Genomic DNA, 24793 nt, shown 5'->3' on the forward strand with positions numbered 1-24793 from the left:
CCGCCCGCGTCGACGACCTGACCTCCTGGGTGAACGACAAGACCGGCGCGCCCCGCATCACCGACTTCAACTGCGACGCCGTCGAGGACATCGCCGTCGGCGACCCCACGGCGGTCGTGAACAGCAAGTCGGGGGCCGGCCTGGTACGGGTCGTCTACGGCGGTGACAAGGGCACCGTGGCGCTCCACCAGGACGTCGACTATGTGCCGACCGGAGCCGAGGCGGGTGACGGGTTCGGCGAGGAACTGGCCGTCGTCGACTGGGACGAGGACGGCTGCACCGACCTGGTCGTGGGCGTCCCCTCCGAGGACATCGGCACCGTGGTGGACGGCGGTCTGGTGACCGTCCTGTACGGCTCCCGGAACGGCCTGGGCCAAGGCAAGGCGGGGTTCAACCTCCAGCAGGGCACCGGCTCGGGTGCCATCAAGGAGAGGCCGTCGGCGGCCGGCGACCGGATGGGCGCCGGCCTGGCCGCCGGTCACACCGCCGCCGGTGAGCCGTATCTGGTGATCGGCACGCCCGGCAAGAACCTGAAGGGCCACGTGGACGCGGGCCTGGTCTACTACCTGCGCGGTACCACCAACGTCGATATCCACCAGGATGATCCGGGTGTGGTGGGTGTCATCGAGGGCGGCGACCAGTTCGGTGCCTCTGTCACAGCTTCGCCGAACCACATCGCAATCGGCGCCCCGGGCGAGGCCGCCGGCACCAGCGCGGACGCCGGCATGGTGGCGATCATGGACCACAAGCTGAGCGCGGACGGCATCCCCGCCCCCGTGGCCAGCATTGACCAGGACACTGCCGGCATCAGCGACGCGGCCGAGGCCGGCGACCGGTTCGGCGAGTCGCTCTCGATGGTCGCGTACCGTCCCTCCGGCGCCACCGCAGCGACCGACTCGATCCTCGCCATCGGTACGCCCGGTGAGACCCTCTGGGTCGGATCGACCTCCTTCAAGGACGCGGGGCAGGTGACCACGGTCCGGGTGACCGCGGCCGGCACGGTGAGCCAGCTGGCCACCATCCATCAGGGTGTCGCCAGCGTGAACGGGGCCTCGCAGGCCGACGACCGGTTCGGCGCCCGGGTCACCGCCACGAACACCGCGCCGGACACGACGAGCACAGCCTCGACCATGCTGCTGGCGGTCGGCGTACCCGGCAAGGACATCGGCACAGCCACCGACGCGGGCGTCGTGCAGACCTTCTCGCTCCTGGGCACGCCGGGCGACTCCGACCACTGGATCGAGGCGGGCAACGCACGCGGCCTGCCCGGCACCCCCGGCGCATCGCAACTCGTGGGCAACTACCTGAACGCCACCGGCACCCACCTGTGGATCGGCCTGCCGCACGGCCCCGCCGAGCGCGGCGCCGTCCACGGCCTGCCCTGGTCGAACGCCATGGGCGGCACGGGCGCGACCGTGACGACCTATCAGCCCGGCCTGAACGGCCTGCCCCTCACGGGCAAGGCCTTCGGCATGGCCATCCGCTGACCCGACGCGGCGAACGGACCCCGGAGGAGAGCTGCTTCCGGGGTCCACCTCCTCTCACAGTGATGCACCGCCCGACATGAGACGGGTCACGTCAACCGCTTCCAGCTCGACGCTGAGAAGCCGTACGAGCCGCTTGCTTCGGCCCTGACCGCCGTCCGGGGAGAGGACCCTGCCGTAAGCAATCGCCCATGCCGGGCACACCACGACACGAAGAGGTCCCGCCCTCCACAGGACGGGACCTCCATCTGCGTACAGCCGAAGAGCCTTACGCGAGCAGCGCCGGAATCGTCTCCTCGTGGGCCTTCCGCAGCTCCTCCAGCGACAGCTTGAACTCGCCCTGCACCTCCACCGAGTCACCGTCCACGACGCCGATGCGGGTGACGGGAAGCCCCCGCGCCCCGCACATGTCGTTGAAGCGGACCTCCTCCGAGCGCGGCACGGCGACGACCGCACGCCCCGCCGACTCCGAGAAGAGGAAGGTGAAGGCGTCCAGCCCGTCCGGTACGACCAGACGCGCGCCCTTGCCGCCAAGGAGCGCGGACTCGACCACGGCCTGGATCAGACCGCCGTCGGACAGGTCGTGCGCGGAGTCGATCATGCCGTCGCGGGAGGCGGAGATCAGGATCTCGGCGAGCAGCCGCTCACGCTCCAGGTCCACCTGGGGCGGCAGCCCGCCCAGGTGGTCGTGGACGACCTGCGACCAGGCCGAACCGCCGAACTCCTCACGTGTCTCGCCGAGGAGGTAGAGCAGCTGCCCCTCCTCCTGGAAGGCGACCGGCGTGCGCCGGGCCACGTCGTCGATGACACCGAGGACCGCGACCACCGGGGTCGGGTGGATGGCGGCCTCGCCCGTCTGGTTGTAGAGGGAGACGTTGCCGCCCGTGACCGGGGTGCCGAGCTGCTGGCAGGCGTCCGCGAGACCACGTACCGCCTCCGCGAACTGCCACATCACCGCCGGGTCCTCGGGCGAGCCGAAGTTCAGGCAGTCGGAGACGGCGAGCGGCTTGGCACCGGTCGTGGCGACGTTCCGGTACGCCTCCGCCAGCGCGAGCTGCGCGCCCGCGTACGGGTCGAGCTTCGCGTACCGGCCGTTGCCGTCCGTGGCGATGGCGACGCCGAGGCCGCTCGCCTCGTCGACGCGGATCATGCCGGAGTCCTCGGGCTGGGCCAGCACCGTGTTGCCCTGTACGAAGTGGTCGTACTGGCTGGTGATCCAGGACTTGGAGGCCTGGTTCGGGGAGCCGACCAACTTCATGACCTGCTCGCGCAGTTCCTCGCTCGTCGCCGGGCGCGGCAGCTTGTTCGCGTCGTCCGCCTGGAGCTCGTCCTGCCAGGACGGGCGGGCGTAGGGGCGCTCGTAGACCGGGCCCTCGTGCGCCACGGTGCGCGGGTCGACGTCGACGATCTTGCCGCCGTGCCAGTAGATCTCCAGGCGGTCGCCGTCGGTCACCTCACCGATGACGGTTGCGATGACGTCCCACTTCGCGCAGATCTCCAGGAACCGGTCGACCTTCTCCGGCTCGACGACCGCGCACATGCGTTCCTGCGACTCGCTCATGAGGATTTCCTCGGGGGAGAGAGTGGAGTCGCGGAGAGGTACGTCGTCGAGGGTGACGCGCATGCCGCCGGAGCCGTTGGAGGCCAGCTCGGACGTGGCGCAGGACAGGCCCGCCGCGCCGAGGTCCTGGATGCCGACGACCAGCTTCTCGGCGAAGGCTTCGAGCGTGCACTCGATGAGCAGCTTCTCCTGGAAGGGGTCGCCGACCTGGACGGCGGGGCGCTTGCTCGGCTTGGCGTCGTCGAAGGTCTCGGAGGCCAGGATGGACGCGCCGCCGATGCCGTCACCGCCGGTCCGGGCCCCGTACAGGATGACCTTGTTGCCCGCGCCGGACGCCTTCGCGAGGTGGATGTCCTCGTGCCGCATGACGCCGATGGCACCGGCGTTGACCAGCGGGTTGCCCTGGTAGCAGGAGTCGAAGACGACCTCGCCGCCGATGTTGGGCAGGCCGAGGCAGTTGCCGTAGCCGCCGATGCCCGCGACGACGCCCGGGAGGACGCGCTTGGTGTCCGGGTGGTCGGCAGCACCGAAGCGGAGGGGGTCCACGACCGCGACCGGCCGCGCGCCCATCGCGATGATGTCGCGCACGATGCCGCCGACGCCGGTCGCCGCGCCCTGGTAGGGCTCGACGTACGACGGGTGGTTGTGCGACTCGACCTTGAAGGTCACGGCGTAGCCCTGGCCGACGTCCACGACACCGGCGTTCTCACCGATGCCCACCAGCAGCGCATCGCTCTGGGGCGCCTTCTCGCCGAACTGGCGAAGATGGACCTTGCTGCTCTTGTACGAGCAGTGCTCGGACCACATGACCGAGTACATGGCGAGTTCGGCACCGGTGGGCCGGCGGCCGAGGATCTCCACGACCCGCTCGTACTCGTCCTTCTTCAGGCCGAGTTCGGCCCAGGGCAGCTCGACGTCGGGGGTCGCGGCCGCGTGCTCGACCGTGTCCAGAGGCGTCCGGCTCATGCGTTGACCAGCTTCTTGAGGATCGAGGTGAAGAAGGGGAGGCCGTCGGTGCGGCCGGTGCCGATGAGGGGCTCGACGGCGTGCTCCGGGTGCGGCATCAGGCCTACGACGTTGCCGGCCTCGTTGGTGATGCCGGCGATGTCACGGAGGGAGCCGTTGGGATTGCCGTATCCATCAGCGGCTGCGCCGCGGGCGAGGTAACGGAACGCGACCCGGCCCTCGGCCTCCAGCATGTCGAGGGTGCGCTCGTCGGCGACGTACCGCCCGTCCATGTTCTTCAGCGGGATGTGGATCTCCTGCCCGGACGTGTAGTCGGTCGTCCAGGCGGTGTCCGCGTTCTCCACCCGCAGCTTCTGGTCGCGGCAGATGAAGTGCAGGTGGTTGTTGCCGAGCATCGCGCCGGGGAGGAGGTGGGCCTCGGTGAGGATCTGGAAGCCGTTGCAGATGCCGAGGACCGGCATTCCCGACTTCGCCTGCTCGATGACGGGCTCCATCACCGGCGAGAAGCGGGAGATTGCTCCGGCGCGCAGATAGTCGCCGTAACTGAAACCGCCGGGCAGCACCACGGCGTCGACCTGCTTGAGGTCCTTGTCCTTGTGCCAGAGAGCGACGGGTTCGGCACCCGCGTACTTGATCGCGCGCTGGGTGTCCCGGTCGTCGAGGCTTCCCGGGAAAGTGACGACGCCAATACGAGCGGTCACTTTCCGACCTCCGCGACTTCCTCCACCTTGACGGTGAAGTCTTCGATCACGGTGTTGGCGAGGAAGGATTCCGCCAGTTCATGGATGCGGGCGAGCGCGGTGTCGTCGACCGGCCCGTCCACTTCCAGTTCGAATCGCTTTCCCTGACGTACGTCGGAGACGCCCTCGAAACCGAGACGCGGCAGCGCGCGCTGCACCGCCTGGCCCTGGGGGTCGAGGATCTCCGGCTTGAGCATGACGTCGACTACGACGCGTGCCACTGGCACTCCCGGTGTGTGGTGCTGAGCAGGTTCCTTCAGACTACCCGCACAAAAAATCTACACGGGTAGATTCGTAGGAAACCACAGAGATTACACGTGAGCACTGTCACGATACGGTATCGAACAGGCCCCTCGGAGGAAACATCTTGGAAAGATCCCGGGTACCTATTGCGCGGCGGACACGCGGAAGGTTTTAGTCGGGCTTCACAATGCAATGCCAGGCACTGTACAAATGAATTGGCAATAGCCGATACTTTGCCCAATACCCCCATTTCAGCCGGACAGCCGACGTCTGGCCCCTACGACATCTCCATGACGCACATACGCACATGCCGTATCAGCGCGTCCTGGAAGGTGCTCGCATCGCCGAGACGTCGCACGAAGGGACCGATATTCGTGGCGCAGCGTGTCGTGGTCACTCTCTTTGACGACATCGACGGCTCGGAAGCGGCGGAAACGATCGCCTTCGGGCTGGACGGCAGGTCGTACGAGATCGACCTGAACGAAGCCAACGCCAAGGAACTGCGCAAGGCCCTCGCGCCGTTCATGGAGGCCGGGCGCAAGCGGTCGAGGTCCGGCAAGGCGTACCGGCAGACGGAGGTCGCCCCCGACCCGTCGGCCGTCCGGGCCTGGGCCCAGGCCAACAAGATGGACGTGCCGGCGCGCGGGCGGATCCCCAAGAGGGTCTACGAGGCGTTCGCCGCAGCGCGATGAGCGCCGGCCGGTAGTTCGCCGCGGCACGGTGAGCGTCGGCCGGGTCCCGGTCACCCCGCCGTCGGCCGACGACCGGTCACCCGCCCCTCGGGACAACCGACTTGCGCTGCACCCCTCCTGGTCAGCTAGAGTCTGGAGCACGCCGAGGGGCGAGGCCGAAAGGCCCACCTCACGGAGTTACGCGGGTGTAGTTCAGTAGTAGAACATCCCCCTTCCAGGGGGAAGGCGCAGTGTGCAATTCCTGTCACCCGCTCTGCACAGTCGTACGGACCACTCTTGTGGATCAGGTAGGCTGGTGTTCGTGCCGATCGGTGGGAGCCGGTCGGAGGCATTGCGGACGTAGCTCAGTTGGTAGAGCGCAACCTTGCCAAGGTTGAGGTCGCGAGTTCGAGCCTCGTCGTCCGCTCGGGAATGAAGGCCCTGGTCGAAAGACCGGGGCCTTCGTCGTGTTCGGGCACGGCCTATTGGTTTTGGGCGCTTGCTCTGAGTGCCTGCTTTGGGCTTGCCCTTGGGTGCCCTGGGTGCTGACTTTGGGTGCTTGGTCCGGGTACTTGCTTTGGGTGCTTGGTCTGACATTTGTCATGCGGAGTGATGACAGGGCGCACTGCTGCCGGGCCCTGATCGCCGGGATGCTGAATCCATGAACACCAACAGGCACGTGATTGAGGTCACTGACCTGCGACGCGTGTACGGGGGCGGTTTCGAGGCCGTACGGGGGATCACGTTCTCCGTGGGCCAGGGGGAACTCTTCGCGCTCCTGGGCACGAACGGCGCGGGCAAGACATCGACGGTGGAACTGCTGGAGGGGCTCGCGGTACCGGCCGGCGGGCGGGTGCGGGTGCTCGGGCACGACCCGTACGCGGAGAGGGCGGCCGTGCGGCCGCGGATCGGCGTGATGCTGCAGGAGGGCGGCTTCCCCTCCGAGCTGACCGTCGCGGAGACGGTACGGATGTGGGCGGGGTGCACGAGCGGGGCGCGGCCCATCGGGGAGGCCCTGGAGATCGTCGGGCTGGGGCGGCGGTCCGGCGTTCGGGTGAAGCAGTTGTCCGGGGGTGAGAAGCGGCGCCTGGACCTGGCGCTCGCGCTCCTCGGGCGCCCCGAGGTCCTCTTCCTCGACGAGCCGACGACCGGGCTCGACGCCGAAGGCCGCCAGGAGACCTGGGAGCTGGTGCGCGAGCTGCGCGCCGGGGGCACGACGGTGCTGCTCACCACGCATTACCTGGAGGAGGCGGAGGGCCTGGCCGACCGGCTGGCGATCCTCCACGAGGGCCGTATCGCGGTCACCGGCACCCCGGCCGAGGTCACCGCCTCCCAGCCGTCCCACATCTCCTTCGAGCTGCCCGAGGGCTACTTCCTGGGCGACCTGCCGCCGCTCGCCGGGCTGGGCGTCACGGGGCACGAGGAGGACGGCCGCACGGTACGGCTGCGCACCAACGAGCTCCAGCGGGCCGCCACCGGGCTGCTGCTGTGGGCCGACCGGGCGCGGGTCGAGCTGCGCGGGCTCGAAGTGCGGTCGGCCTCGCTGGAGGAGGCGTTCCTGCGGATCGCCCGGGAGACGGCCGCCGAGACGGAGAAGGGGGAGGTCGTAGCCGTATGAGCACACCTACGCGTGTGGGTACGACGGCGCCTGTGGGTACGGCGACGGTTGTGGGTACGACGACGGTCACCGGCCGGATGGCCGCCCTCGCCCGCGCCGAACTGACCCTGCTGGGACGCAGCAAGGCCACGCTCGTCACGGCGGTCGTCGTGCCGCTGCTGCTGCCGCTCAGCGTGCGCTCGGCGACCGACGAGATGGACCTTGAGGACGCGGGGCTCACCGTCGGCACGGTCATCCTGCCCGCCGCCATCGGCTTCTCTCTGCTGTTCGCGGTGTACGCCGCGCTCACCAGCGTCTACGTCGTACGCCGTGAGGAGCTCGTCCTGAAACGGCTGCGCACCGGTGAGCTGCGCGATCAGGAGATCCTCGTCGGCGCCTCGCTGCCGGCCGTGGGCATCGGGCTCGCGCAGTGCGTGCTGCTGGCCATCGGCTGCACCGTCCTGCTCGACATCGGGGCACCGCCCGCACCCCATCTCGCCGTGGTGGGCGTCCTGTTGGGGGTCGTGCTGTGCGCCGCGCTGGCCGCGGTCACCGCCGCCTTCAGCCGAACCGCCGAGAGCGCCCAGGTCACCAGCCTGCCGGTGATGTTCGTCTCCCTGCTCGGCTCGGGCATCGCCGTACCGCTCGAAGTGCTGCCCGACCGTCTCGCCTCCGTCTGCGAACTGCTGCCGCTCTCCCCCGTGATCACCCTGATACGCGGCGCCTGGACCGGCGACCTGTCCGCGTACGAGGCCCTGGGCGCGGTCGCCATCGCGCTGGCCTGGACGGTGGTCGCGGTGTTTGCTGTACAGCGGTGGTTCCGCTGGGAACCACGGCGCTGACCGACGTACAGCGACGCACAGGGGGACGGGAAGATGCGGGGGCCGGGGGCCTGGTGGCGGGGGAAGAGCACGCCGGCGAAGGTCGAGACGTATACGCGGTGGTCGTTCCACTTCTTCGCCGTGATCGAAGTCGCGGCGATCGGACTGGCGGCCTTCGGCGAGGTGGGGGGCCCGCTCGGCGGCTGGCTGCTCGTGTTGGTGTGCGCGCACGCCGCGCTCTGCTCTGTGACCGTGTCCCGGGCGCTCGACTGGGTGCGCGGGAGCCATGAGCAGCCCCTGCGGCTGCTGTGGACGCTCGGCGTGGTCTCGGCGCTGATCGCGATCGGCGCGCTGCTCGTCGCGCACCACAGCCCGGCCGACTCCGATGCCGACGCCGCGGCGGGCGCGCTCTTCGGCGGGGTGCTGGCCTTCGGTGTGGGCATCATCGCGCTCGGCATCCGTGACCGGTGGCGTGTGCTGATGCTGGTGGGCGGCTTCGCGGTGGGCGGCGGGGCCACGGCGCTGCCACTGGGCGCCTCCCTTCCCGCCGCGCTGGCCACCGCGTTCGGGGTACTGGTCGGGGCGGGCTTCCTCGCCTTCACCTCCGTCTTCTCCGTCTGGCTCCTCAAGGCCGTCTACGAACTCGACGAGGCCCGTGAGACCCGTACCCGCCTTGCCGTCGCCGAGGAACGGCTGCGGTTCGGACGCGACCTGCACGACGTGATGGGCCGGAACCTGGCCGTGATCGCGTTGAAGAGCGAACTGGCCGTACAGCTGGCCCGGCGCGAACGCCCCGAGGCCGTGGAGCAGATGATCGAGGTGCAGCGCATCGCGCAGGACTCTCAGCGGGAGATGCGGGATGTCGTGCGGGGATATCGCGAAGCCGACCTGAGCGGGGAACTCGCCGGTGCTCAGGGGGTGTTGACCGCCGCCGGGATCGACTGCGAGGTGACCGGCTCCTGCGAGGGGCTGCCGGTCGAGGTGCAGTCGGCGCTCGGCTGGGTGGTACGGGAGGCGACGACGAACGTGCTGCGGCACGGGGACGCCAGCCGCTGTGGGGTGGCACTGCGGGTGACAGAGGGGCGGGTGGTACTCACGGTGGAGAACGACGGGGTGCGGATGGCCGGAGGTTCCGGGGGTGGGTTCGGTGGCGCGTCGGGGGGCTCTTCCGGCGGCGGGCTCGGCGGAGCCTCCAGGGGAGGGTTCGGCGGCGCGTCGGGAGACTCTTCCGGCGCCGGGTTCGGCGGCTCTTCCGGCGGCGGGCTCGGCGGCTCTTCCGGCGCCGGGTTCGGCGGCTCTTCCGGCGGCGGGCTCGGCGGCTCTTCCGCTGGCGGTTCCGGGCTTGCCGGGCTGAGGGAGCGGCTGGCGGCGGTGGACGGGACGTTGGAGGCGGGGCCGGTCGACAGTGATGTGTTCCGGGTGGAGGTGCGGGTGCCGTTGGCGGCAGCGGAGCTCGCGGGGGCCGGGCGGGGGGCCACGTCATGACGGCCGTGCGCCTTCTGCTCGCCGACGACGAGCACCTCATCCGGGGCGCGCTCGCGGCGCTGCTCGCGCTGGAGGACGACCTCGTGATCGTCGCCGAGGCGGCCACCGGGCCGGAGGCGCTGGCGATGGCACGGGCGCACGAACCCGACGTGGCCGTCCTGGATCTTCAGATGCCGGGGGCGGACGGTGTGAAGGTCGCCACATCGCTGCGGTCCGAGCTGCCCGGCTGCCAGGTGCTGATCGTGACCAGTCATGGGCGGCCGGGGCATCTGAAGCGAGCGCTTGAGGCAGGTGTGCGCGGGTTCGTCCCGAAGACCGTCAGCGCGCAGCGGCTCGCGGAGATCATTCGTACGGTGCACGCGGGAAACCGTTACGTGGATCCCGAGTTGGCCGCCGACGCGATCTCCGCCGGGGACTCGCCGCTGACCGCGCGGGAGGCCGAGGTGCTCGAATTCGCCGCCGACGGGGCGCCCGTCGCGGAGATCGCCGAGCGGGCCGCGCTGTCGCAGGGGACCGTACGGAACTATCTGTCCTCAGCCGTCTCCAAGCTCGGGGCGGAGAACCGGCACGCGGCTGTGCGTCTCGCGCGTGAGCGGGGTTGGGTATAGTTGCTCTCGCGCCACGGCGCAGTGCGGACGTAGCTCAGTTGGTAGAGCGCAACCTTGCCAAGGTTGAGGTCGCGAGTTCGAGCCTCGTCGTCCGCTCGGTTCACGAAGGCCCCGGTCGGGATCGACCGGGGCCTTCGGCGTGTGTGCCGCCTGCTGTCCGGCTGCCGGGCCCGGTCCCGGTCATTCGCCGCCGGGGCCGTTTGTCTTCTCGCCGCCGGGCCCGTTTGTTTTCGTTCGTCGCCGCCGGGCCCGTTTGCCTTTGTTCGGCTCCGGGCCCGGTCGTTCGCGGCCAGGGCCGGTCGCCGTCGTACGGCTTCGGGCCCGGTCGGCGTCGTACGGCTACGACCAGGCCGTGCCCGTAAGGCGCTCGTATGCCTCCATGTACTTCGCGCGGGTCGCGTCCACGATCTCCGGGGGCAGGGGCGGCGGGGGCTGTTCGGAGGCGCGGTTCCAGCCGGAGTCGGGGGAGGTGAGCCAGTCGCGTACGAACTGCTTGTCGAAGGACGGCTGGGCGTGGCCGGGCTCCCACTGGTCGGCGGGCCAGAAGCGGGAGGAGTCCGGGGTGAGGACCTCGTCGGCGAGGACCAGCTCGTCGTCCTCGAAGCCGAACTCGAACTTGGTGTCCGCGAGGATGATGCCCCGGTCGCGGGCGATGTCGCGGGCGCGGCTGTAGACGGCGAGGGTCACCTGACGCAGCCGGGCCGCGGTGTCGGGGCCGACCTGGCGGGCGACCTCCTCGTACGAGACGTTCTCGTCGTGCTCGCCGACCGCGGCCTTGGTGGCCGGGGTGAAGATCGGGGCGGGGAGTTCCGAACCGTCGACGAGGCCCTCAGGGAGGGCGAGGCCGCAGACGGTGCGGGTCTCCTGGTACTCGGCGAGGCCCGAACCGGTGAGATAGCCGCGGGCGACGCACTCCACCTGGACCATGCGCAGGGACTTGCAGACCAGCGTGCGGCCCTCCCAGTCGGCGGGGGCGCCCGGCGGGAGGTCGGTGCTCAGGACGTGGTTCGGGACCAGGTCGGCGAGCTGGTCGAACCACCAGAGGGAGAGCTGCGTGAGGATGCGCCCCTTGTCGGGGATCTCGGTCGGCAGCACCCAGTCGTACGCGGACGTACGGTTGCTGGCGACCATCACGAGGTCGCCCGCATCGTTCTGGTACAGGTCGCGCACCTTGCCGGTGTGCAGATGCACCAGACCCGAGACCTGCACGGGCTCGGGCTTTTCGACGAATCCGGACACGGTTCCTCCCCGTGGTTCTGTAAGGGTGACTCGATTCTCCCGTATGGGGAGGAGCAGCCCTGGTATGGGGTGGTCCTGGGCCGGGTCAGTCGCGTTTGCAGATGCGGTCCAGGAGGTTTGCGGTGGCTCGCTGGACACGAGTGTCGACGTGGCCGGGGCGGTCCAGGGCCGGGGACCAGGCGAAGGTTCCGGCTGCGAAGACCCAGGCGCCGGAGGGGGCCCGGTAGAGGGAGGTCTCCTGGTGACGGAGGGTGCGCTCGCCGTCCCGGTACGGGGAGTGCGCGAGCAGGATGCGGCCGTCGTGCCTGGGGAGCGGGGTGCGCGGGAAGTAGCGGTCGGCCTCGCCCGCGACCAGGCCTTCGAGCTCGTCGCCCTCGTGGGCGCCGGTCGCCTCCCACAGCCAGTGGTCGGCGTTGCGCACGATCAGGGGGTGGGGGTCGGGGACCCGGCCCGCGTACTGGATGCCGATCAGCTGCTGCTCGGGGCGGTCGATTTCACGCCAGAGGGCGGGTTTCCCCGGCCCGCGGCGTTTTCGGCAGGTGAGGAGGCGGTCGGGGACGCCGGACGGGGAGGGGCCCAACTCCACCTGCCAGTACATGGTGTTGGCGGAGAGGAAGACCAGGGACGTGCCGTGGTCGCGGGCCAGCTCGGTGGTGCGGCGCATCTGGGTCGACCAGTACTCGTCGTGGCCGGGGAAGACCAGGCCCCGGTAGCGGCTGGGGTCGACGCGGCCGGCGTGCAGGTCGCGGGTGTCGGCGTAAGCGAGGTCGTAGCCGTAGCGCTCGGCCCAGCGGATGAAGTCGTAGGCGTGGCCGACGTGGAGGGGGAGGCCGGCGCCGGCGTACGGGCGGTCGAAGGAGACCGTTGTCGCGGCCTCCGCCTCGCCGAGGAGACGGCCTTCCTCGTCCCAGGCGTGGTAGAGGCTGGCGCCGGTGCGGCCGTCCTCCGGGTAGAGGTTGTACGCCTGCCAGGTGATGTCCGGGAGCAGGACCAGCAGGTCCGCCGGGTGGTCGTCGCGGATCGTGAACGGCACGTGGGAGCGGTAGCCGTCGGCGGTGGTGAGGACGGCGACGTACGCGCCGGGCTGCCAGTAACTCGGGACCTGCAGGCGCCAGGACAGCCACCAGTGGTGGCAGGAGACCGTGCGGTCGGCGGTGAGCGGCGGGGGCTGCACGATGCCGGAGAGGCGGGGGCTGGTGGTGATCTTGGCGGCGCCGTCGCCCGCGTAGTGGCCGATGCGGTAGATGTCGACGCCGAACTCCTGCGGCGGGTCCACGGTGATGTGGAAGTCGATGGACTCGCCGGGGGCCGCTGCGCCGGTGGCGGTGAAACCCTTGATCTGGCAGCGGACGTCGTCGGCCGAGCGGGGGCCTCCGGCTCGGGGGGCGGGGATGTGGGGGCCCTTGGTCGCGCCTTCGGTGGGGCGGGGGTGGGGCTGGGCCTCGGCCGGGTCCACGTACCAGGGGACGACCTGTCCGGTGTCGTCGAAGTACGTCTCGCTGCCGCGCAGCCAGGGGACGGGGCCCTGGCCGAAGGGATCCGTCACGGCGTGCGCGAGTGCGCCCGACTCCCAGCGGCGGATCTGCTCAGACCCCATACCTGTTCCCCTCCCTCGTTCCCCCGTGGTGCTGCTTCGGCTCTTGCCGTGGGGCTCGCGTTCTGTCGGACAAGCCCTTGCTATGTGCGCGATCGGTCCCAGCACATCACATTACGCACGCAGTCCGTCACCGTTCGTCGCTAATTGACGTGAACGGAGCGTGATGCTCCGGTCGTTGGTGGAGCGCCGGTGCAGGTCAGACCAGGCGGACCGGTTTTTCGGCGCGTATGCCGAGGTGTCGGAGCCAGTCGCGGAGGGGGGCGGGATCGCCGTCTTCCACGAGGGTGAGAACCCGGGGGGCGAGGTCGGCCGCTCGTTCGCCGTTGATGAGGAGCGAGGGGCCGTCGAGCCAGTCGAGCCCCGGGGTCGCGCCGGCCGTGTCCATCGCGGCGCAGCACACCATCGCGGTGACGTGGTCGGTGAGGAGTTCGCGGCCGGTACGCGGGGGTTGCAGGGGGAAGAGCGGCAACAAGCCGTCGTCCCAGAGAGCTCGGTCCGGGCCTTGGGGCTCCGCGGCTCCCGGGTGGGGCGCTACGGCTGCGGGTGCCGCCGCTTCCTCACGGGCCAGCTCGGCGGTCAGCCCCGCGGCCAGGGCAGCGGTGCGCTCACTGCCGAGGCCGACCTCGGCGCGTGGGTCGGTGTCGTCGCCGGGGGCGGGCTGGTCGAGGTGGTGGGGCACAGGGCCGGGGGCGAACCGGTCGAGACAGTCGGACTCAGCACCGAGGGCGGGCCGGTCGACGCGGTCAGCCCCAGCGCCGTGGGCAGGCTGCTCAACGCGGTCAGGCTCAGCACCAAGGGCGGGCCGATCGAGACGGCCAGACTCAGCACCGAGGGCGGGCCGGTCGGCGCGGTCAGCCCCAGCGCCGTGGGCAGGCTGCTCAACGACGTCGGACTCGTCGGCGGCGCGGCCAGGTTCGCCGACGGGGTGGGGCTCGTGGGCGCGGGCCGACCCGCTGGCGCGGTCTTGATCGTCGGCGCGGGCGGAATCGTCGTCATGGCCCTGTTCGTCGGCGCGGCCAGGAGCGCTGGCGCGGCCTTGCTTCCTGGCGGGGTCGGACTCGTAGGCGCGGGCGGACTCGCTCACACGGCCTTGCTCGCTGGCACGGGTGGGCTCCCCGCCTCGCGCGGGCTCGCCGCCACGCCCGGGCTCGCCGCCACGCCCAGGCTCGCCGCCACGCCCGGGCTCGCCGCCACGCGCGGACTCCCTAGCGGGGTCGGACTCGTACGCCCCGGCCGACTCGTAGCCGTCGGCAGACCTGCGGCCGGGGCTGCCCTCCTCAGCGGGGTTCAAGCCCCTCGCCGGGCTGGGGCCGGAGTCGGCGTTGGCCTCGTCGGCGGTGCTCGTGGTGCTCTCCTCGCCCCAAGGGCCACCGGCGACCCCGCCTCCGTCCCCGCCACCCCCCTGAACCGTCAAGTGGTCCATCACCCGCGCCAAGGTCGGCCCCCCGGCTGCGGCCACGACCGGATCCGGAGTGTGCCGTACTCCGAGGGCGTCCAGGACCCGGTGGAGGCGGGCCGCGTCCGTGCGCCATTTGCGGTCGACGACCTCGTCCGGGTACTCGTTCCAGTCGACCGGGGCCCAGTCGGGGCCGGGCTCGGCGGGGCCGCCGTGGAAGAGGCGGGCGGCGAGCAGGGAGGCGGCCTCGTCGACCGCGCCGGGCTCTTCGAGGAGGTCGCAGGCGGGGCGTTCGCCGAGACGGGAGGCGAAGCCCTCGGCGAGGCGGTCACGGCGCGAGAGCTCGGTCAGGGCGGCGACGACGCCCGCGTCCAGACGGGACGGCCAGCGACCCATCCGCCAGGCGGGCAGGGCGACACGCGTGAGCAGACGGTCCCAGCCCGCGTAGGCCAGGCCGACCTGTTCCTGGGCGACGATCCGCAGACCGTAATCCACAGCCTGTGCACGCTCGGCCGCCGCGGCCGCCACTCCCCGCTCCATCTCCGCCGCGTGCCCCCGGCAACTGCGCAGCAACAGCCGGGCCACCCAGCCGACGCCGGCCAGCACCGTACGGGACACGGCATGGGTGGCCCCGCGCGACAGGCGTCCCCGCACGGGCTCCGCCGTCACGGCCACGGCCGCGTCCAGCCCTCGTACGAAACGGCGGGCCGCGGCTATGTCCGGGTGCGCCGACGGTCCCGTACCGGCGACGACCGGGGCGAGGACCGCCCGCAGCTCGCCCACCCGCATCCACCACAGGAACGGTGAGCCGATCACGAGCACGGGCGCGGCGGGCGTGCGGTGCCGCAGCGGCGACGACAGCCCCGTCGTCCCCCGTACGCCGACCGCGTCCGCACCGCCCTCGGGGCCGCCCACGGGACCGCCCTCGGGCTCCGGGGGCGTCTTCCTGCTCGTATCGCCACCGACAGGTGCCCCTCGGGCCCGGCCCAGGCCCAGAACCCGCGGAAGGAACCGTGCGTTCGAGGAAGGAGGACCGTGGGACCGGTGCGTGCGGTCCTCCAGCCAGCTGTCGCAGTCGGGGGTGAGCGCTATGGCGGAGGGGGCGGGGACGTCGAGCCGGTCGGCCAGGTCGCGGACCAGGCGGTACAGGTCGGGCGCCGACTCCTCGGCGATCGGGACCGTGGGGCTCATGGCGGGCCGGGCGCGGGCGACGACGAGCGCGATGCCCGCGGCGGCGAGAAGGACGACGGCGGCGACACCGGTGACGATCCAGCGGGCCACCGACCAGCCGCCGCCGGTGAGATGCCTGGTGGTCCCGCCCACGAGCAGGACGACGGCGACGGCCGCGGGCAGCAGGGCGACGGCCAGCGCCCTGCTGCGGATGCGCAGCACGGCGAGAGCCCGGGAACGCGCGCCCTGCGCGCCCACCTCCACACCCATACCGCTCACGACCGGTGTCACCCCCTACCGTTCCCTCGGCGACGCATCCCACGGCGGACTCCGTCACAACGGACTCCGTCACGGTGATCGTCGCCAGATGCCCTGGCGTTGCTCACTCCCCCACTGTGGCACCCACCACTGACATCGCAATGCCGGTGGGCCAAGTGCCGGAACGCTTGCGCCGCACCCTAGTTGGGGCCCCGTCCCTCGTCAGCCGGATGGAGCAGCGGTCACTCGATGGAATGGCTTTGGGGAGAGGTGGATGACGCTGGGCAAGGATGAGGCCCCGGGTCTCCGAGAGTTCTGGGAAATCTGCGAACTCTGGGAGATCCGGGGCCTGGGGTTTCTACCCACGGGTGACATTCCGCAGTCAGTCACCCGTAATCGGATGTTTGTGGTGAACCGTCGGGTTGCGGGGCCGACGTAGCCCTTACGCTCCTGCCGCCGCCTTCGCCGCGATGTCCGTGCGGTGCTGCGAGCCCTCCAGCCGGATGCGGCCCACCGCCGTGTACGCCAGCTCGCGCGCCTCGGCCAGATCCGCGCCGATGGCTGTGACCGACAGCACCCGGCCGCCCGCGCTCACCACCGCGTCCCCGTCGCGCTTCGTCCCGGCGTGCAGGACGTACGCGTGCGGGGCGTCCTGGGCCGCGATCTCGTCGAGCCCGGTGATCGGGTCGCCGGTGCGCGGGGTGGCGGGGTAGTTGTGCGAGGCCACGACCACGGTGACGGCCGCGTCGTCACTCCAGCGCAGGGGTTCGAGGTGGGCCAGGGTGCCCTGGGCGGCCGCGAGCAGCACACCCGCGAGCGGGGTCTTCAGGCGGGCGAGGACGACCTGGGTCTCGGGGTCGCCGAAGCGGGCGTTGAACTCGATCACCCGTACACCACGGCTGGTGATCGCCAGTCCCGCGTACAGCAGACCGGAGAACGGCGTACCCCGGCGGCGCATCTCGTCCACGGTCGGCTGCAGTACGGTCTGCAGCACCTCGTCGACCAGCTTGGGGTCGGCCCAGGGCAGCGGGGAGTACGCGCCCATGCCGCCGGTGTTGGGGCCCTCGTCGTTGTCGAGGGCGCGCTTGAAGTCCTGTGCGGGCTGCAACGGCAGTACGGTCTCGCCGTCGGTGATCGCGAAGAGCGAGACCTCGGGGCCGTCGAGGAACTCCTCGATGACGACGCGGTCGCAGGCGTTCGCATGCGCCGTGGCCTGCTCGATGTCACCGGTGACGACGACGCCCTTACCGGCCGCGAGACCGTCGTCCTTCACGACGTACGGCGCGCCGAACGCGTCCAGCGCCTCGTCGACCTCGGCGGGTGTCGTGCAGACGTACGACCGCGCCGTGGGCACCTCCGCCGCCGCCATCACGTCCTTGGCGAACGCCTTGGAACCCTCCAGCTGCGCCGCCTCCTTGGAGGGCCCGAAGCACGGGATCCCGGCCGCGCGCACGGCGTCGGCCACCCCGGCGACCAGCGGAGCCTCCGGCCCCACGACCACCAGACCGGCCCCGAGCTCCGTGGCCAGCGCGGCCACGGCCGCACCGTCGAGCGCGTCGACCCGGTGCAGCTCGGCCACCTCCGCGATGCCCGCGTTGCCGGGGGCACAGTGCAGGGCGGTGACGTCGGGGTCGAGGGACAGGGAGCGGCACAGGGCGTGTTCGCGGGCGCCGTTACCGATGACGAGGACCTTCACGGGGTCAGCCTAACCGGCGGGGAGGGCGGGCTTTGTGGGGGCCGCCGAAGGGGGTGGAGTGGGGGCTTGTGGGATCGTCCGAACGGGGGCGGATGTGGGGCTGCTGCGGGGCTGGCCCAGGGCGGGCGTGGGCCTGGTCCGGGGCCTCCGGGGACCCAATCCTCGGTGAACCCCTCCTACTCGTTGGTGAACTCCTCCACCACCGTCGCCCCCAGCTCCCGCACGATCAGCTCGTGGCCGGAGAGGGCGGACTCGTTGAGGTCGGGATCGTCGTCCTCGGGGATGTCGTCCTCGGGGGAGATGGGCGGGCGCTGCGACTGTTGCGAGTGCTGCGGGTTCTCCGGAGGCGGAGCCGGGGTCGGAGCGGCAGGCGGCGCTGCGGGCGTCGGTGCGGCTGCCGCTGGGGCCGCCGACGCCGGGGCTGCCTGACGCGGTGCGGGGGCCGTCGGCTGAGGCGCGGCCGGACGCGGCGGCGGGGCCGGGGTACCCCCGTACCCACCGGAGCCGCCGTACCCCCCGCCGGAGGCGGACGGCGAGGGCACAGACCCCCCGGATGTTCCCGAAGCCCCCGACGCGTCGACGATCGCCTCGATCTTCCAGTGCACGTTGAACTGCTCGACCAACGCCTGCCGCAGCACATCCTCGCTGCCGCTGCCGGCGAAGTTGTCCCGCGCCCCGGCGTTGACGAAGCCGATCTGCAGGGTCGTGCCGTCGAACCCGGCCACCTGCGCGTTCTGGCTGAGCAGAATCCACGTGAACCGGCGGCGGTTCTTCACCGCCTCCAGGATGTTCGGCCAGAGCATGCGGGGGTCGAGCCCGCCGCCCCCCGGGCCGGGAGCGGAAGGGGCAGGGGCAGGGGCAGGGGCAGGAGCCGCAGGGGAAGGCGCGGCCGGCGGCGCCGATGCCGCGGGCGGCTGCCCCCCGCCCGGGGCCGCCGCGGTGGGCCACCCCCCGGGCCGCCGCCCGCTCCCCGCAGCGGTAGCGGTAGGCCAGGCACCGGGCGTGGCGGCAGCCGGAGGCTCAGAAGGAGAAGGAGGGGGCGCAGAAGCAGCGGAGGCAGCCGGGGGAGCAACAGGCGCTGGGGCGCTGGGAACCGCACCCGCCGAGGTACCGGCCGGCGAACCGACAGGCGGAGCCCCCGCCCCCTGTTCGCCAGCCCCCCGCACGGCAGCCCGAGCCGCAGCGGCCCCACCTCCCGGCGGAATAGCGGGACCGGGCGGAACAGCCGGACCAGGTTGACTTGCCTGATCACCCGAACCACCCGAACCACCCGAACCACCTGAACCAGCTGGACCACCGGGACCGCTATGAACCGCGCCCCCGCCAGCCCCCCCGTGCACATCGGGCCCAGGCACGTACCCCATGGCAGGCCCGGCCCCACCCCCCGAGAAGTTGACCCCCCGCTCCAGCCGATCCAGCCGGGCCATGACGGACCGCTCATCGCCGTAAGCCGCAGGCAGCATCACGCGCGCGCAGATCAACTCGAGCTGCAACCGCGGCGCATTGGCCCCCCGCATCTCCGTCAGTCCTTCATTGACGAGATCGGCGGCCCGGCTCAACTCGGCGGCACCGAAAACACCGGCCTGGGCCTGCATCCGCTCCACCACGTCGGCAGGCGCGTCAATGAGCCCCTTCTCCGCCGCGTCAGGCACAGCGGCAAGGATCACAAGATCCCGCAACCGCTCCAGCAGATCGGCAACGAACCGCCGAGGATCATTACCGCCCTCAATAACCCGATCCACGACTTCGAACGCGGCAGCCCCGTCCCCAGCCGCGAACGCCTCAACGACGGAATCGAGCAGCGACCCGTCCGTATACCCCAGCAGCGAAGTGGCCATGGCATACGTCACACCGTCCGCGGCAGCCCCCGCCAGCAGCTGATCCATGACGGACATGGAGTCACGCACGGACCCGGCGCCCGCCCGCACAACAAGCGGAAGAACGCCCTCCTCGACAGGAATCTGCTCCTTGGCACACACCTCGCCGAGGTAGTCCCGCAGCGTCCCCGGCGGTACGAGCCGGAACGGATAGTGGTGGGTACGCGACCGAATGGTCCCGATGACCTTCTCGGGCTCGGTCGTCGCGAAGATGAACTTGAGGTGCTCCGGCGGCTCCTCCACGACCTTCAGCAGCGCGTTGAAGCCGGCCGACGTGACCATGTGGGCCTCGTCGATGATGTAGATCTTGTACCGACTGCCGGCCGGTCCGAAGAAGGCCTTCTCCCGCAGCTCACGAGCATCATCGACACCACCGTGCGAAGCGGCGTCGATCTCGATGACGTCAATGGACCCCGGCCCGTTCCGCGCCAGATCCCGGCACGACTGGCACTCCCCGCACGGCGTCGGCGTAGGCCCCTGCTCGCAGTTCAGACACCGCGCCAGGATCCGCGCACTCGTGGTCTTCCCGCACCCACGCGGACCGCTGAACAGGTACGCGTGATTGACCCGGTTGTTCCGCAGCGCCTGCTGCAGCGGGTCAGTGACATGCTCCTGCCCGATGACCTCGGCGAACGACTCCGGGCGATAACGGCGGTACAGCGCGAGAGACGACACGCATACGAGGTTATAGGCGCCCACTGACAACAGGGACCGCCCACGAACCCACCCCGGCCCCGGGCGCCCGGGCCTCCACACAGAAGACCCCCCACGCACCCGCCAGAGCCAACCTACCCTTGCTGCCTTCCGGCCCTGGGGGATTCAGTCAGATAGCGCCGCGTGAGGGGCTGAGCCCCAGCCTACCTGATCGCCCGGCCCCGAACGAGTTCGCTAGCACTCCCCCACGTCATGTAATGTTTCCGGCGGAGGATTCGCCTAGAGGCCTAGGGCGCACGCTTGGAAAGCGTGTTGGGGGCAACCCCTCACGAGTTCGAATCTCGTATCCTCCGCCAGTGCCTCACCGGGCACGATGTCGAAGGGCCCCACCGTTCGCAGTGGGGCCCTTCGTCGTGCGTGGTTGCAGTTTTGGTTGCAGTTCGTGTGGCGGGCGTAGCCGGAGGACCCGACAGACGGTCCGCTATCGGCGCCTGGGCATGCCTCGCAACTTCGTCCGGGTTTGTCAGTGGTGCGTGCTAAGCCTGTTCTCCTACCGATCGGCTCCTCGGGTGAAGGGTGAACAGCTATGGCGGGGGAGAGTTACGTCGACCACGAGGTCCTCAAGGCATTCGCGAAGAACAAAGTGAACGTGCCGAAAGAGGAGGCGAAGGAGCGCCGCCGCCAGGTGAACTACCTGCGGGAGCGACTGGAGGACTACATCGCCGCCCACCCGGACTTCGACCTGGTGAAGCTCCGCGCGTCCGGCAGCACGGCCAAGCACACAGCGATCCGTCGCAGGCGCGGCACAGGGTCTGACGCGGATGTCGCCGCGTACCTGCGCGTCGGTGACCCCGACATCGACGTCTCGACGGTACTGGCCTGGCTGGAGGAGCGCTCCAAAGAGGTCTACGGCAAGACGAAGGTCGCAGAGGACTTCAAGCCCTCCGACCACGCGGTCGGCATCACTATGCGGGGCTCCGGCTTGAAGATCGACGTGGTGCCCGTGCTCTACACCGGCGAGCCGGACGACCGGGGCTACCTGGTCACCAGCGGCGGCATCAAGGTACTCACCTCGGTCACGCTGCACCTGCGCTTCATCGAAAAGCGCAAGGGGAAGGCCGGCGACGGCTACCGGGAGCTGATCCGCCTGCTGAAGGCGTGGATCCGCGAGAGCAAGGAGGGCGATCCGCAGCTTCGCTGCAAGTCCTTCCTGATTGAACTCTTGGTCGCGCACCTCTGGGACGTCGGCTGGAACGGAAAGCCGCTGCAGGTCGACGACTATCCGCAGGCGATCGAGCAGGTGCTCTCCTACATCGTCCGCACCGGCCTGAAGACACCGATCGTCTTCACCGACTACTACACGGCCGACGAGGTGAGCTCGACGACAGACCCTATCCAGGTCTGGGACGCGGTCAACCCAGAAAACAACGTCGCTCGCGGCTACGCCGAGTTCGACCGCCAGCGGTTGGTCAACCACGCCAAGACCACCCTCGACACCCTCACGACGGCCGCTTACGCGACCACGAAGAGTGAGGCGCTCGACCTCTGGCGCGAGCTGTTCGGCCCCACCTTCCCGGGAGAGTGACCATGACCGGCTCGTACTCCAGATCCGCTTCCGGTTCGTTCACGATCACCGATGCCCGCTACGTCGGAGGCAGAGTCGCCGCCGACCTGCGCCTGCTGTACAACCTCTACAGCGAGCCCTCCCTCGAGAGAATCGAGAAGTTCGCCGAGGAGGTCGCCCTGCTCCTGCGCGACGGCTATCTCGACACCGTCGACTACGGCTTCCGCGACACCGCCACCAACGCCTGGAAGTTCCGCCTGCGCTATAAGGCCACGGCCGGAGGCCAGCTCATCGACTCCCGACCGGGCAGCTTCCCGGACCCGGTCGGCCTCACCGGCTACACCTTTCACAGCTTCCTGACCTACAGCTCTTCCTTCGCGCTTTTGACCAGCAGCCAGCAGGCCGAGGTCAAGGAGGATCTGCCGATCTCCCGGACGACCAGCACCGCCCCGAGCGCCCTCGCGAGCACCAGCACCACGGGGCACGGCTACGCCCGCAACGGCACTGGCGTCTCACGCGACGTCTACGTCGCCTACTAGTCCAGCGCCATCCGCAGGAGGAACGAGCACGTGACCAGCCAGGACGACCTGTTCCACCCCGTCATCGAGTTGCCCGAGCCCACTCGACGCGCCCGCTACGACCGTCTGGTCGGCCTGGACGAGACGAAGCTGCGCCTACGCAAAGAAGCCGCGCTCCTCGCGGACCCGCGCCGACTGCGGTCCTGGGCCGCGCAGTACCACGGCGGCAACGTCGCCGCTCTCGCCCTGTTCGCAGATAGGGCGCCGCTGTTCGTTTTCGCCGGCGACGTCGGCTCCGGCAAGTCCGCACTGGCCGAATCTTTCGGCTGCGACCTCGCCGACTGGCTCGATCTGCCGGTGTACCTGTACCGGCTCAAGCTCGCCACCCGCGGTAGCGGCCTGGTCGGCGAGATGACCTCCCTCATCGGAGACGCCTTTACCCACATGCACGCGGTGGGCAAGCGCGCGTCGGGCTCTGGGGGAGCACGCGCAGTGCAGATTCTCGTCGTCGATGAGGCCGACGCCCTGGTGCAGTCCCGCGAGGCCCAGCAGATGCACCACGAGGATCGGGCCGGCGTCGACGCGTTCTTGGCCGGCATCGACAGCTTGGCCGGCGCCGCGCTCCCAGTCGTCATCGTGCTGTGCACCAATCGGGTCGGCGCTCTCGACCCGGCCGTCATGCGCCGCGCCGCGGCCACATTCACCTTCACCCGCCCCGGCGACGAGCAGCGCCACGCGGTCCTCACCCAAGCGCTCGACGGACTCGGCATCCGACCGGAGACCATCCACAAGGTCGTCGAGCTCACCGGCCCTACCGAGGACCGCCCCGGCTACACCTTCTCCGACCTCACCCAGCGCCTGGTCCCGGCAGCCGTCTTCCGCGCCTTCCCCGACCGACCCGTCATGGACGAGGACCTCCTCGCCCTTGCCGAGGATCTGGAGCCCACCCCCGTCTTCACCGAGGAGCGCTGATGGCCCACCTACCCGCCCCCGGCCCCACCAGCGTCCGCACCACCGGCGACTACTACCAATGGCTCGTCGCCTGGGAGGCATGCCTGACCCTCCTCCGTGAGAACGCCGCCCGTTCGCACAACCCTGTGCGCGCCGTCGGCGTCGAACTTGACGGCGTCGGCAATCTCGACGATGTAGTCCTGCTGCGCGATGTCCCCCCGAACACCTACAAGCAGGTCAAGTACGCGGTCGACAGCGCCACACCGGTCAATGCGGAATACCTGACCAAGCCCACCGACAGCGGCGGCCCGTCGATTCTCAAGAAGATCGCCAGGACGTGGAAGCAACTGACCGCAGACGGCCGCAGCGTCGAACTGCACCTGGTCACCAACCGGGCGGCCGACCCTGCCGATGATCTGGTGAAGGTCTGCGATGCTCGCACCGGGCTCCTGATGCCCAAGGCAGCCATCGGCGGAGACAAGTCGGATCGCGGTAAGGCACGTACCCGGTGGGCCAAGGAAGCAGGTCTGACCGAGGTCGAGCTCCTCGACCTGCTGTCGGTTCTGCACTTCGACCTGTCGGTGAACGTGGTCAAGTATCAGGAGCATCTGCAGCTGTTGATGGCCGTCGCGGGTCTGCACAACGATCAGCAGGCGTTGGAGGCTGGGGCCGGATGGGTCGCCAAGATGGTCCGCAACGGCCAGCGCGAACTCACGCTGGCAATGGTCGAGACCGCCGTCGACGAGTTGGACCTCAAGGCCGGCCCCGCTCGGGCCGTCCTGTCGATCGCCACCCTCAAGCCAGACCCGATGGCTCCGGACGCCGACCACGCCATTGACTGGGTCGAACGCTTCGAAAGCGACTCCGAATACACCAAGCGTCGGCCCTTGTCGCCGAATACCTGGGCCCAGTTGCAGGCGGACATTGAGGCCGCGCCTGGACGCCTCCCCGCCGGTACGACCGCTGTCTCCGTCACGGGCAGCATCCGTCTAGCACCGGCCTTCCTGGTTGGTACCACCTTCCGCATGGTCACCAGGACCGACCTCGCAGTGCTGCAGCGGGGGAGGGCCGGCAGCCAGCTCTGGTCTACCAACGACCCATTTGAGACCGCTTTGGTCCCAGAAGTCGCTGAGTACGAGATTGGCCAAGGCGACGAGATCGCTGTCGCCATCGCGGTCGCGACGGAGATCACCAGTGACGTCCTGGAGTACCTACGCGAACAGGACCTCCCGGTCGGTAAGCTCATCGTCCTCGCCCCGCCGAGTGGCAAAGCGAACGACGGCTCCGTCCCCGGCAGCACCGCCGCCAACGCCTTGGCAGTGGGCATCCGCGATCACCTCCGCCGCTCCACCCGCCGAGTTCAGCGCATGCACCTCTTCCTCGCCTGCCCGATGGGACTTGCTGTTCTACTGGGCAACCGATGGAACCGGCTGTGTCAGACCGTCGTTTATGAGGACATCAAGATCGGCGACGGGTACGAAGCGGCATTCACCGTAGAGGCATAAGAAGCTCATGGCCAAGGGCGCCAAGCCCCAGAGTTCGGAGTGCGACGGGCGCGCTTCGCAGAGTGCGGGTTCCGAACGTTGACAGTCGGAACCCGCATAGTCCACCTGCAAGCAGTGGGATCAGGCGGCGGGTGGCTCGCCAGCCCAGGGCCAAAGCCGCCCGCCGGCCTTGGCCGCCGTGTCCTTGCGGAC

Annotated in this window: 18 protein-coding genes, 4 tRNA genes and 1 other RNA gene; 14 read left to right on the forward strand and 9 right to left on the reverse strand. The window is 70.2% G+C overall.

The features are described 5' to 3' along the window. On the forward strand, positions 1-1487 hold a 1487-nt coding region (locus tag ACWD3C_RS39070; protein ID WP_451151824.1), incomplete at its 5' end, for an esterase. 265 nt (positions 1488-1752) lie between these two features. On the opposite strand, the gene purL is transcribed toward ACWD3C_RS39070, so the two are convergent. The 3 genes from purL to purS are packed head-to-tail and all read right to left on the reverse strand — an operon-like array spanning position 1753 to position 4972. Continuing rightward, positions 1753-4011 carry a phosphoribosylformylglycinamidine synthase subunit PurL gene (purL, locus tag ACWD3C_RS39075; RefSeq protein ID WP_451151826.1) on the reverse strand — a complete coding sequence of 753 codons (2259 nt, stop codon included), beginning with the start codon at positions 4009-4011 and terminating at the stop codon, positions 1753-1755. Then, entirely contained in the window at positions 4008-4712 is a 705-nt protein-coding gene (purQ, locus tag ACWD3C_RS39080) for a phosphoribosylformylglycinamidine synthase subunit PurQ (protein ID WP_451151828.1), read from the reverse strand. Before purQ ends, purL begins: the two co-directional genes overlap by 4 nt. Beyond that, on the reverse strand, positions 4709-4972 hold the full coding sequence (gene purS, locus ACWD3C_RS39085) for a phosphoribosylformylglycinamidine synthase subunit PurS (RefSeq protein ID WP_451151830.1): 264 nt from the start codon (positions 4970-4972) through the stop codon (positions 4709-4711). The genes purQ and purS overlap by 4 nt, the downstream gene beginning before the upstream one ends. Before the next feature lie 396 nt (positions 4973-5368). Between purS and ACWD3C_RS39090 the strand changes: the two genes are divergently transcribed. From ACWD3C_RS39090 to ACWD3C_RS39125, 8 genes are all read left to right on the forward strand, one after another. Next, positions 5369-5686 carry a histone-like nucleoid-structuring protein Lsr2 gene (locus ACWD3C_RS39090; RefSeq protein ID WP_451151832.1) on the forward strand — a complete coding sequence of 106 codons (318 nt, stop codon included), beginning with the start codon at positions 5369-5371 and terminating at the stop codon, positions 5684-5686. A 181-nt stretch (positions 5687-5867) separates the two neighbouring features. Beyond that, positions 5868-5939: transfer RNA gene (locus ACWD3C_RS39095), tRNA-Gly, on the forward strand. An 80-nt stretch (positions 5940-6019) separates the two neighbouring features. After that, positions 6020-6092, forward strand: a tRNA-Gly gene (locus ACWD3C_RS39100). A 234-nt stretch (positions 6093-6326) separates the two neighbouring features. Next, on the forward strand, positions 6327-7283 hold the full coding sequence (locus ACWD3C_RS39105) for an ABC transporter ATP-binding protein (protein ID WP_451151834.1): 957 nt from the start codon (positions 6327-6329) through the stop codon (positions 7281-7283). Further along, positions 7280-8104, forward strand: a complete 825-nt coding sequence (locus ACWD3C_RS39110; protein ID WP_451151836.1) for an ABC transporter permease — start codon at positions 7280-7282, stop codon at positions 8102-8104. Before ACWD3C_RS39105 ends, ACWD3C_RS39110 begins: the two co-directional genes overlap by 4 nt. A 33-nt stretch (positions 8105-8137) precedes the next feature. After that, the gene (locus ACWD3C_RS39115; protein WP_451151838.1) at positions 8138-9568 is read left to right on the forward strand and encodes a sensor histidine kinase; all 1431 of its coding nucleotides are present in this window, start codon (positions 8138-8140) and stop codon (positions 9566-9568) included. Further along, positions 9565-10176, forward strand: coding sequence for a response regulator (locus ACWD3C_RS39120; protein ID WP_451151840.1), 612 nt, complete (start codon positions 9565-9567; stop codon positions 10174-10176). The genes ACWD3C_RS39115 and ACWD3C_RS39120 overlap by 4 nt, the downstream gene beginning before the upstream one ends. Positions 10177-10199: 23 nt before the next feature. Then, positions 10200-10272, forward strand: a tRNA-Gly gene (locus tag ACWD3C_RS39125). Positions 10273-10515: 243 nt separating this feature from the next. On the opposite strand, the gene ACWD3C_RS39130 is transcribed toward ACWD3C_RS39125, so the two are convergent. The 6 genes from ACWD3C_RS39130 to ffs form a co-directional block, all read right to left on the reverse strand. Continuing rightward, a complete protein-coding gene (locus ACWD3C_RS39130; protein WP_451151842.1) occupies positions 10516-11415 on the reverse strand; it encodes a phosphoribosylaminoimidazolesuccinocarboxamide synthase in 900 nt (299 codons plus the stop codon). Positions 11416-11500: 85 nt separating this feature from the next. Continuing rightward, positions 11501-13012: a N,N-dimethylformamidase beta subunit family domain-containing protein gene (locus tag ACWD3C_RS39135; RefSeq protein WP_451151844.1), complete on the reverse strand. Its 1512-nt coding sequence runs from the start codon at positions 13010-13012 to the stop codon at positions 11501-11503. Positions 13013-13208: 196 nt separating this feature from the next. After that, complete coding sequence (locus ACWD3C_RS39140) at positions 13209-15848, reverse strand: hypothetical protein (protein WP_451151892.1); 2640 nt, start codon at positions 15846-15848, stop codon at positions 13209-13211. Between the two features lie 430 nt (positions 15849-16278). Beyond that, positions 16279-17532, reverse strand: coding sequence for a phosphoribosylamine--glycine ligase (purD, locus tag ACWD3C_RS39145; RefSeq protein WP_451151846.1), 1254 nt, complete (start codon positions 17530-17532; stop codon positions 16279-16281). A 176-nt stretch (positions 17533-17708) separates the two neighbouring features. Beyond that, entirely contained in the window at positions 17709-20084 is a 2376-nt protein-coding gene (locus ACWD3C_RS39150; protein WP_451151848.1) for a DNA polymerase III subunit gamma and tau, read from the reverse strand. A gap of 79 nt (positions 20085-20163) precedes the next feature. Further along, an RNA gene (gene ffs / locus ACWD3C_RS39155) (signal recognition particle sRNA small type) lies at positions 20164-20259 on the reverse strand. Between the two features lie 72 nt (positions 20260-20331). Here ffs and ACWD3C_RS39160 point away from each other — a divergent pair. From ACWD3C_RS39160 to ACWD3C_RS39180, 5 genes are all read left to right on the forward strand, one after another. Then, positions 20332-20419: transfer RNA gene (locus tag ACWD3C_RS39160), tRNA-Ser, on the forward strand. A gap of 230 nt (positions 20420-20649) precedes the next feature. Beyond that, positions 20650-21648, forward strand: coding sequence for a CBASS oligonucleotide cyclase (locus ACWD3C_RS39165; RefSeq protein ID WP_451151850.1), 999 nt, complete (start codon positions 20650-20652; stop codon positions 21646-21648). Between the two features lie 2 nt (positions 21649-21650). Beyond that, entirely contained in the window at positions 21651-22166 is a 516-nt protein-coding gene (locus ACWD3C_RS39170; protein ID WP_451151852.1) for an HORMA-1 domain-containing protein, read from the forward strand. Between the two features lie 30 nt (positions 22167-22196). Next, positions 22197-23117 carry an AAA family ATPase gene (locus tag ACWD3C_RS39175; protein ID WP_451151854.1) on the forward strand — a complete coding sequence of 307 codons (921 nt, stop codon included), beginning with the start codon at positions 22197-22199 and terminating at the stop codon, positions 23115-23117. After that, positions 23117-24601: an SAVED domain-containing protein gene (locus tag ACWD3C_RS39180; protein WP_451151856.1), complete on the forward strand. Its 1485-nt coding sequence runs from the start codon at positions 23117-23119 to the stop codon at positions 24599-24601. Before ACWD3C_RS39175 ends, ACWD3C_RS39180 begins: the two co-directional genes overlap by 1 nt. Positions 24602-24793: the final 192 nt, after the last annotated feature.

The organism is Streptomyces sp. NPDC002845, from assembly GCF_053591955.1.

Coding starts and splice junctions, on each gene's coding strand:
- ACWD3C_RS39115 (WP_451151838.1), top strand. CDS start 8,138: ATGCGGGGGCCGGGGGCCTGGTGGCGGGGGAAGAGCACGCCGGCGAAG.
- purL (WP_451151826.1), bottom strand. CDS start 4,011: ATGAGCCGGACGCCTCTGGACACGGTCGAGCACGCGGCCGCGACCCCC.
- ACWD3C_RS39135 (WP_451151844.1), bottom strand. CDS start 13,012: ATGGGGTCTGAGCAGATCCGCCGCTGGGAGTCGGGCGCACTCGCGCAC.
- ACWD3C_RS39140 (WP_451151892.1), bottom strand. CDS start 15,848: ATGGGTGTGGAGGTGGGCGCGCAGGGCGCGCGTTCCCGGGCTCTCGCC.
- ACWD3C_RS39110 (WP_451151836.1), top strand. CDS start 7,280: ATGAGCACACCTACGCGTGTGGGTACGACGGCGCCTGTGGGTACGGCG.
- ACWD3C_RS39170 (WP_451151852.1), top strand. CDS start 21,651: ATGACCGGCTCGTACTCCAGATCCGCTTCCGGTTCGTTCACGATCACC.
- ACWD3C_RS39120 (WP_451151840.1), top strand. CDS start 9,565: ATGACGGCCGTGCGCCTTCTGCTCGCCGACGACGAGCACCTCATCCGG.
- ACWD3C_RS39180 (WP_451151856.1), top strand. CDS start 23,117: ATGGCCCACCTACCCGCCCCCGGCCCCACCAGCGTCCGCACCACCGGC.
- ACWD3C_RS39165 (WP_451151850.1), top strand. CDS start 20,650: ATGGCGGGGGAGAGTTACGTCGACCACGAGGTCCTCAAGGCATTCGCG.
- ACWD3C_RS39105 (WP_451151834.1), top strand. CDS start 6,327: ATGAACACCAACAGGCACGTGATTGAGGTCACTGACCTGCGACGCGTG.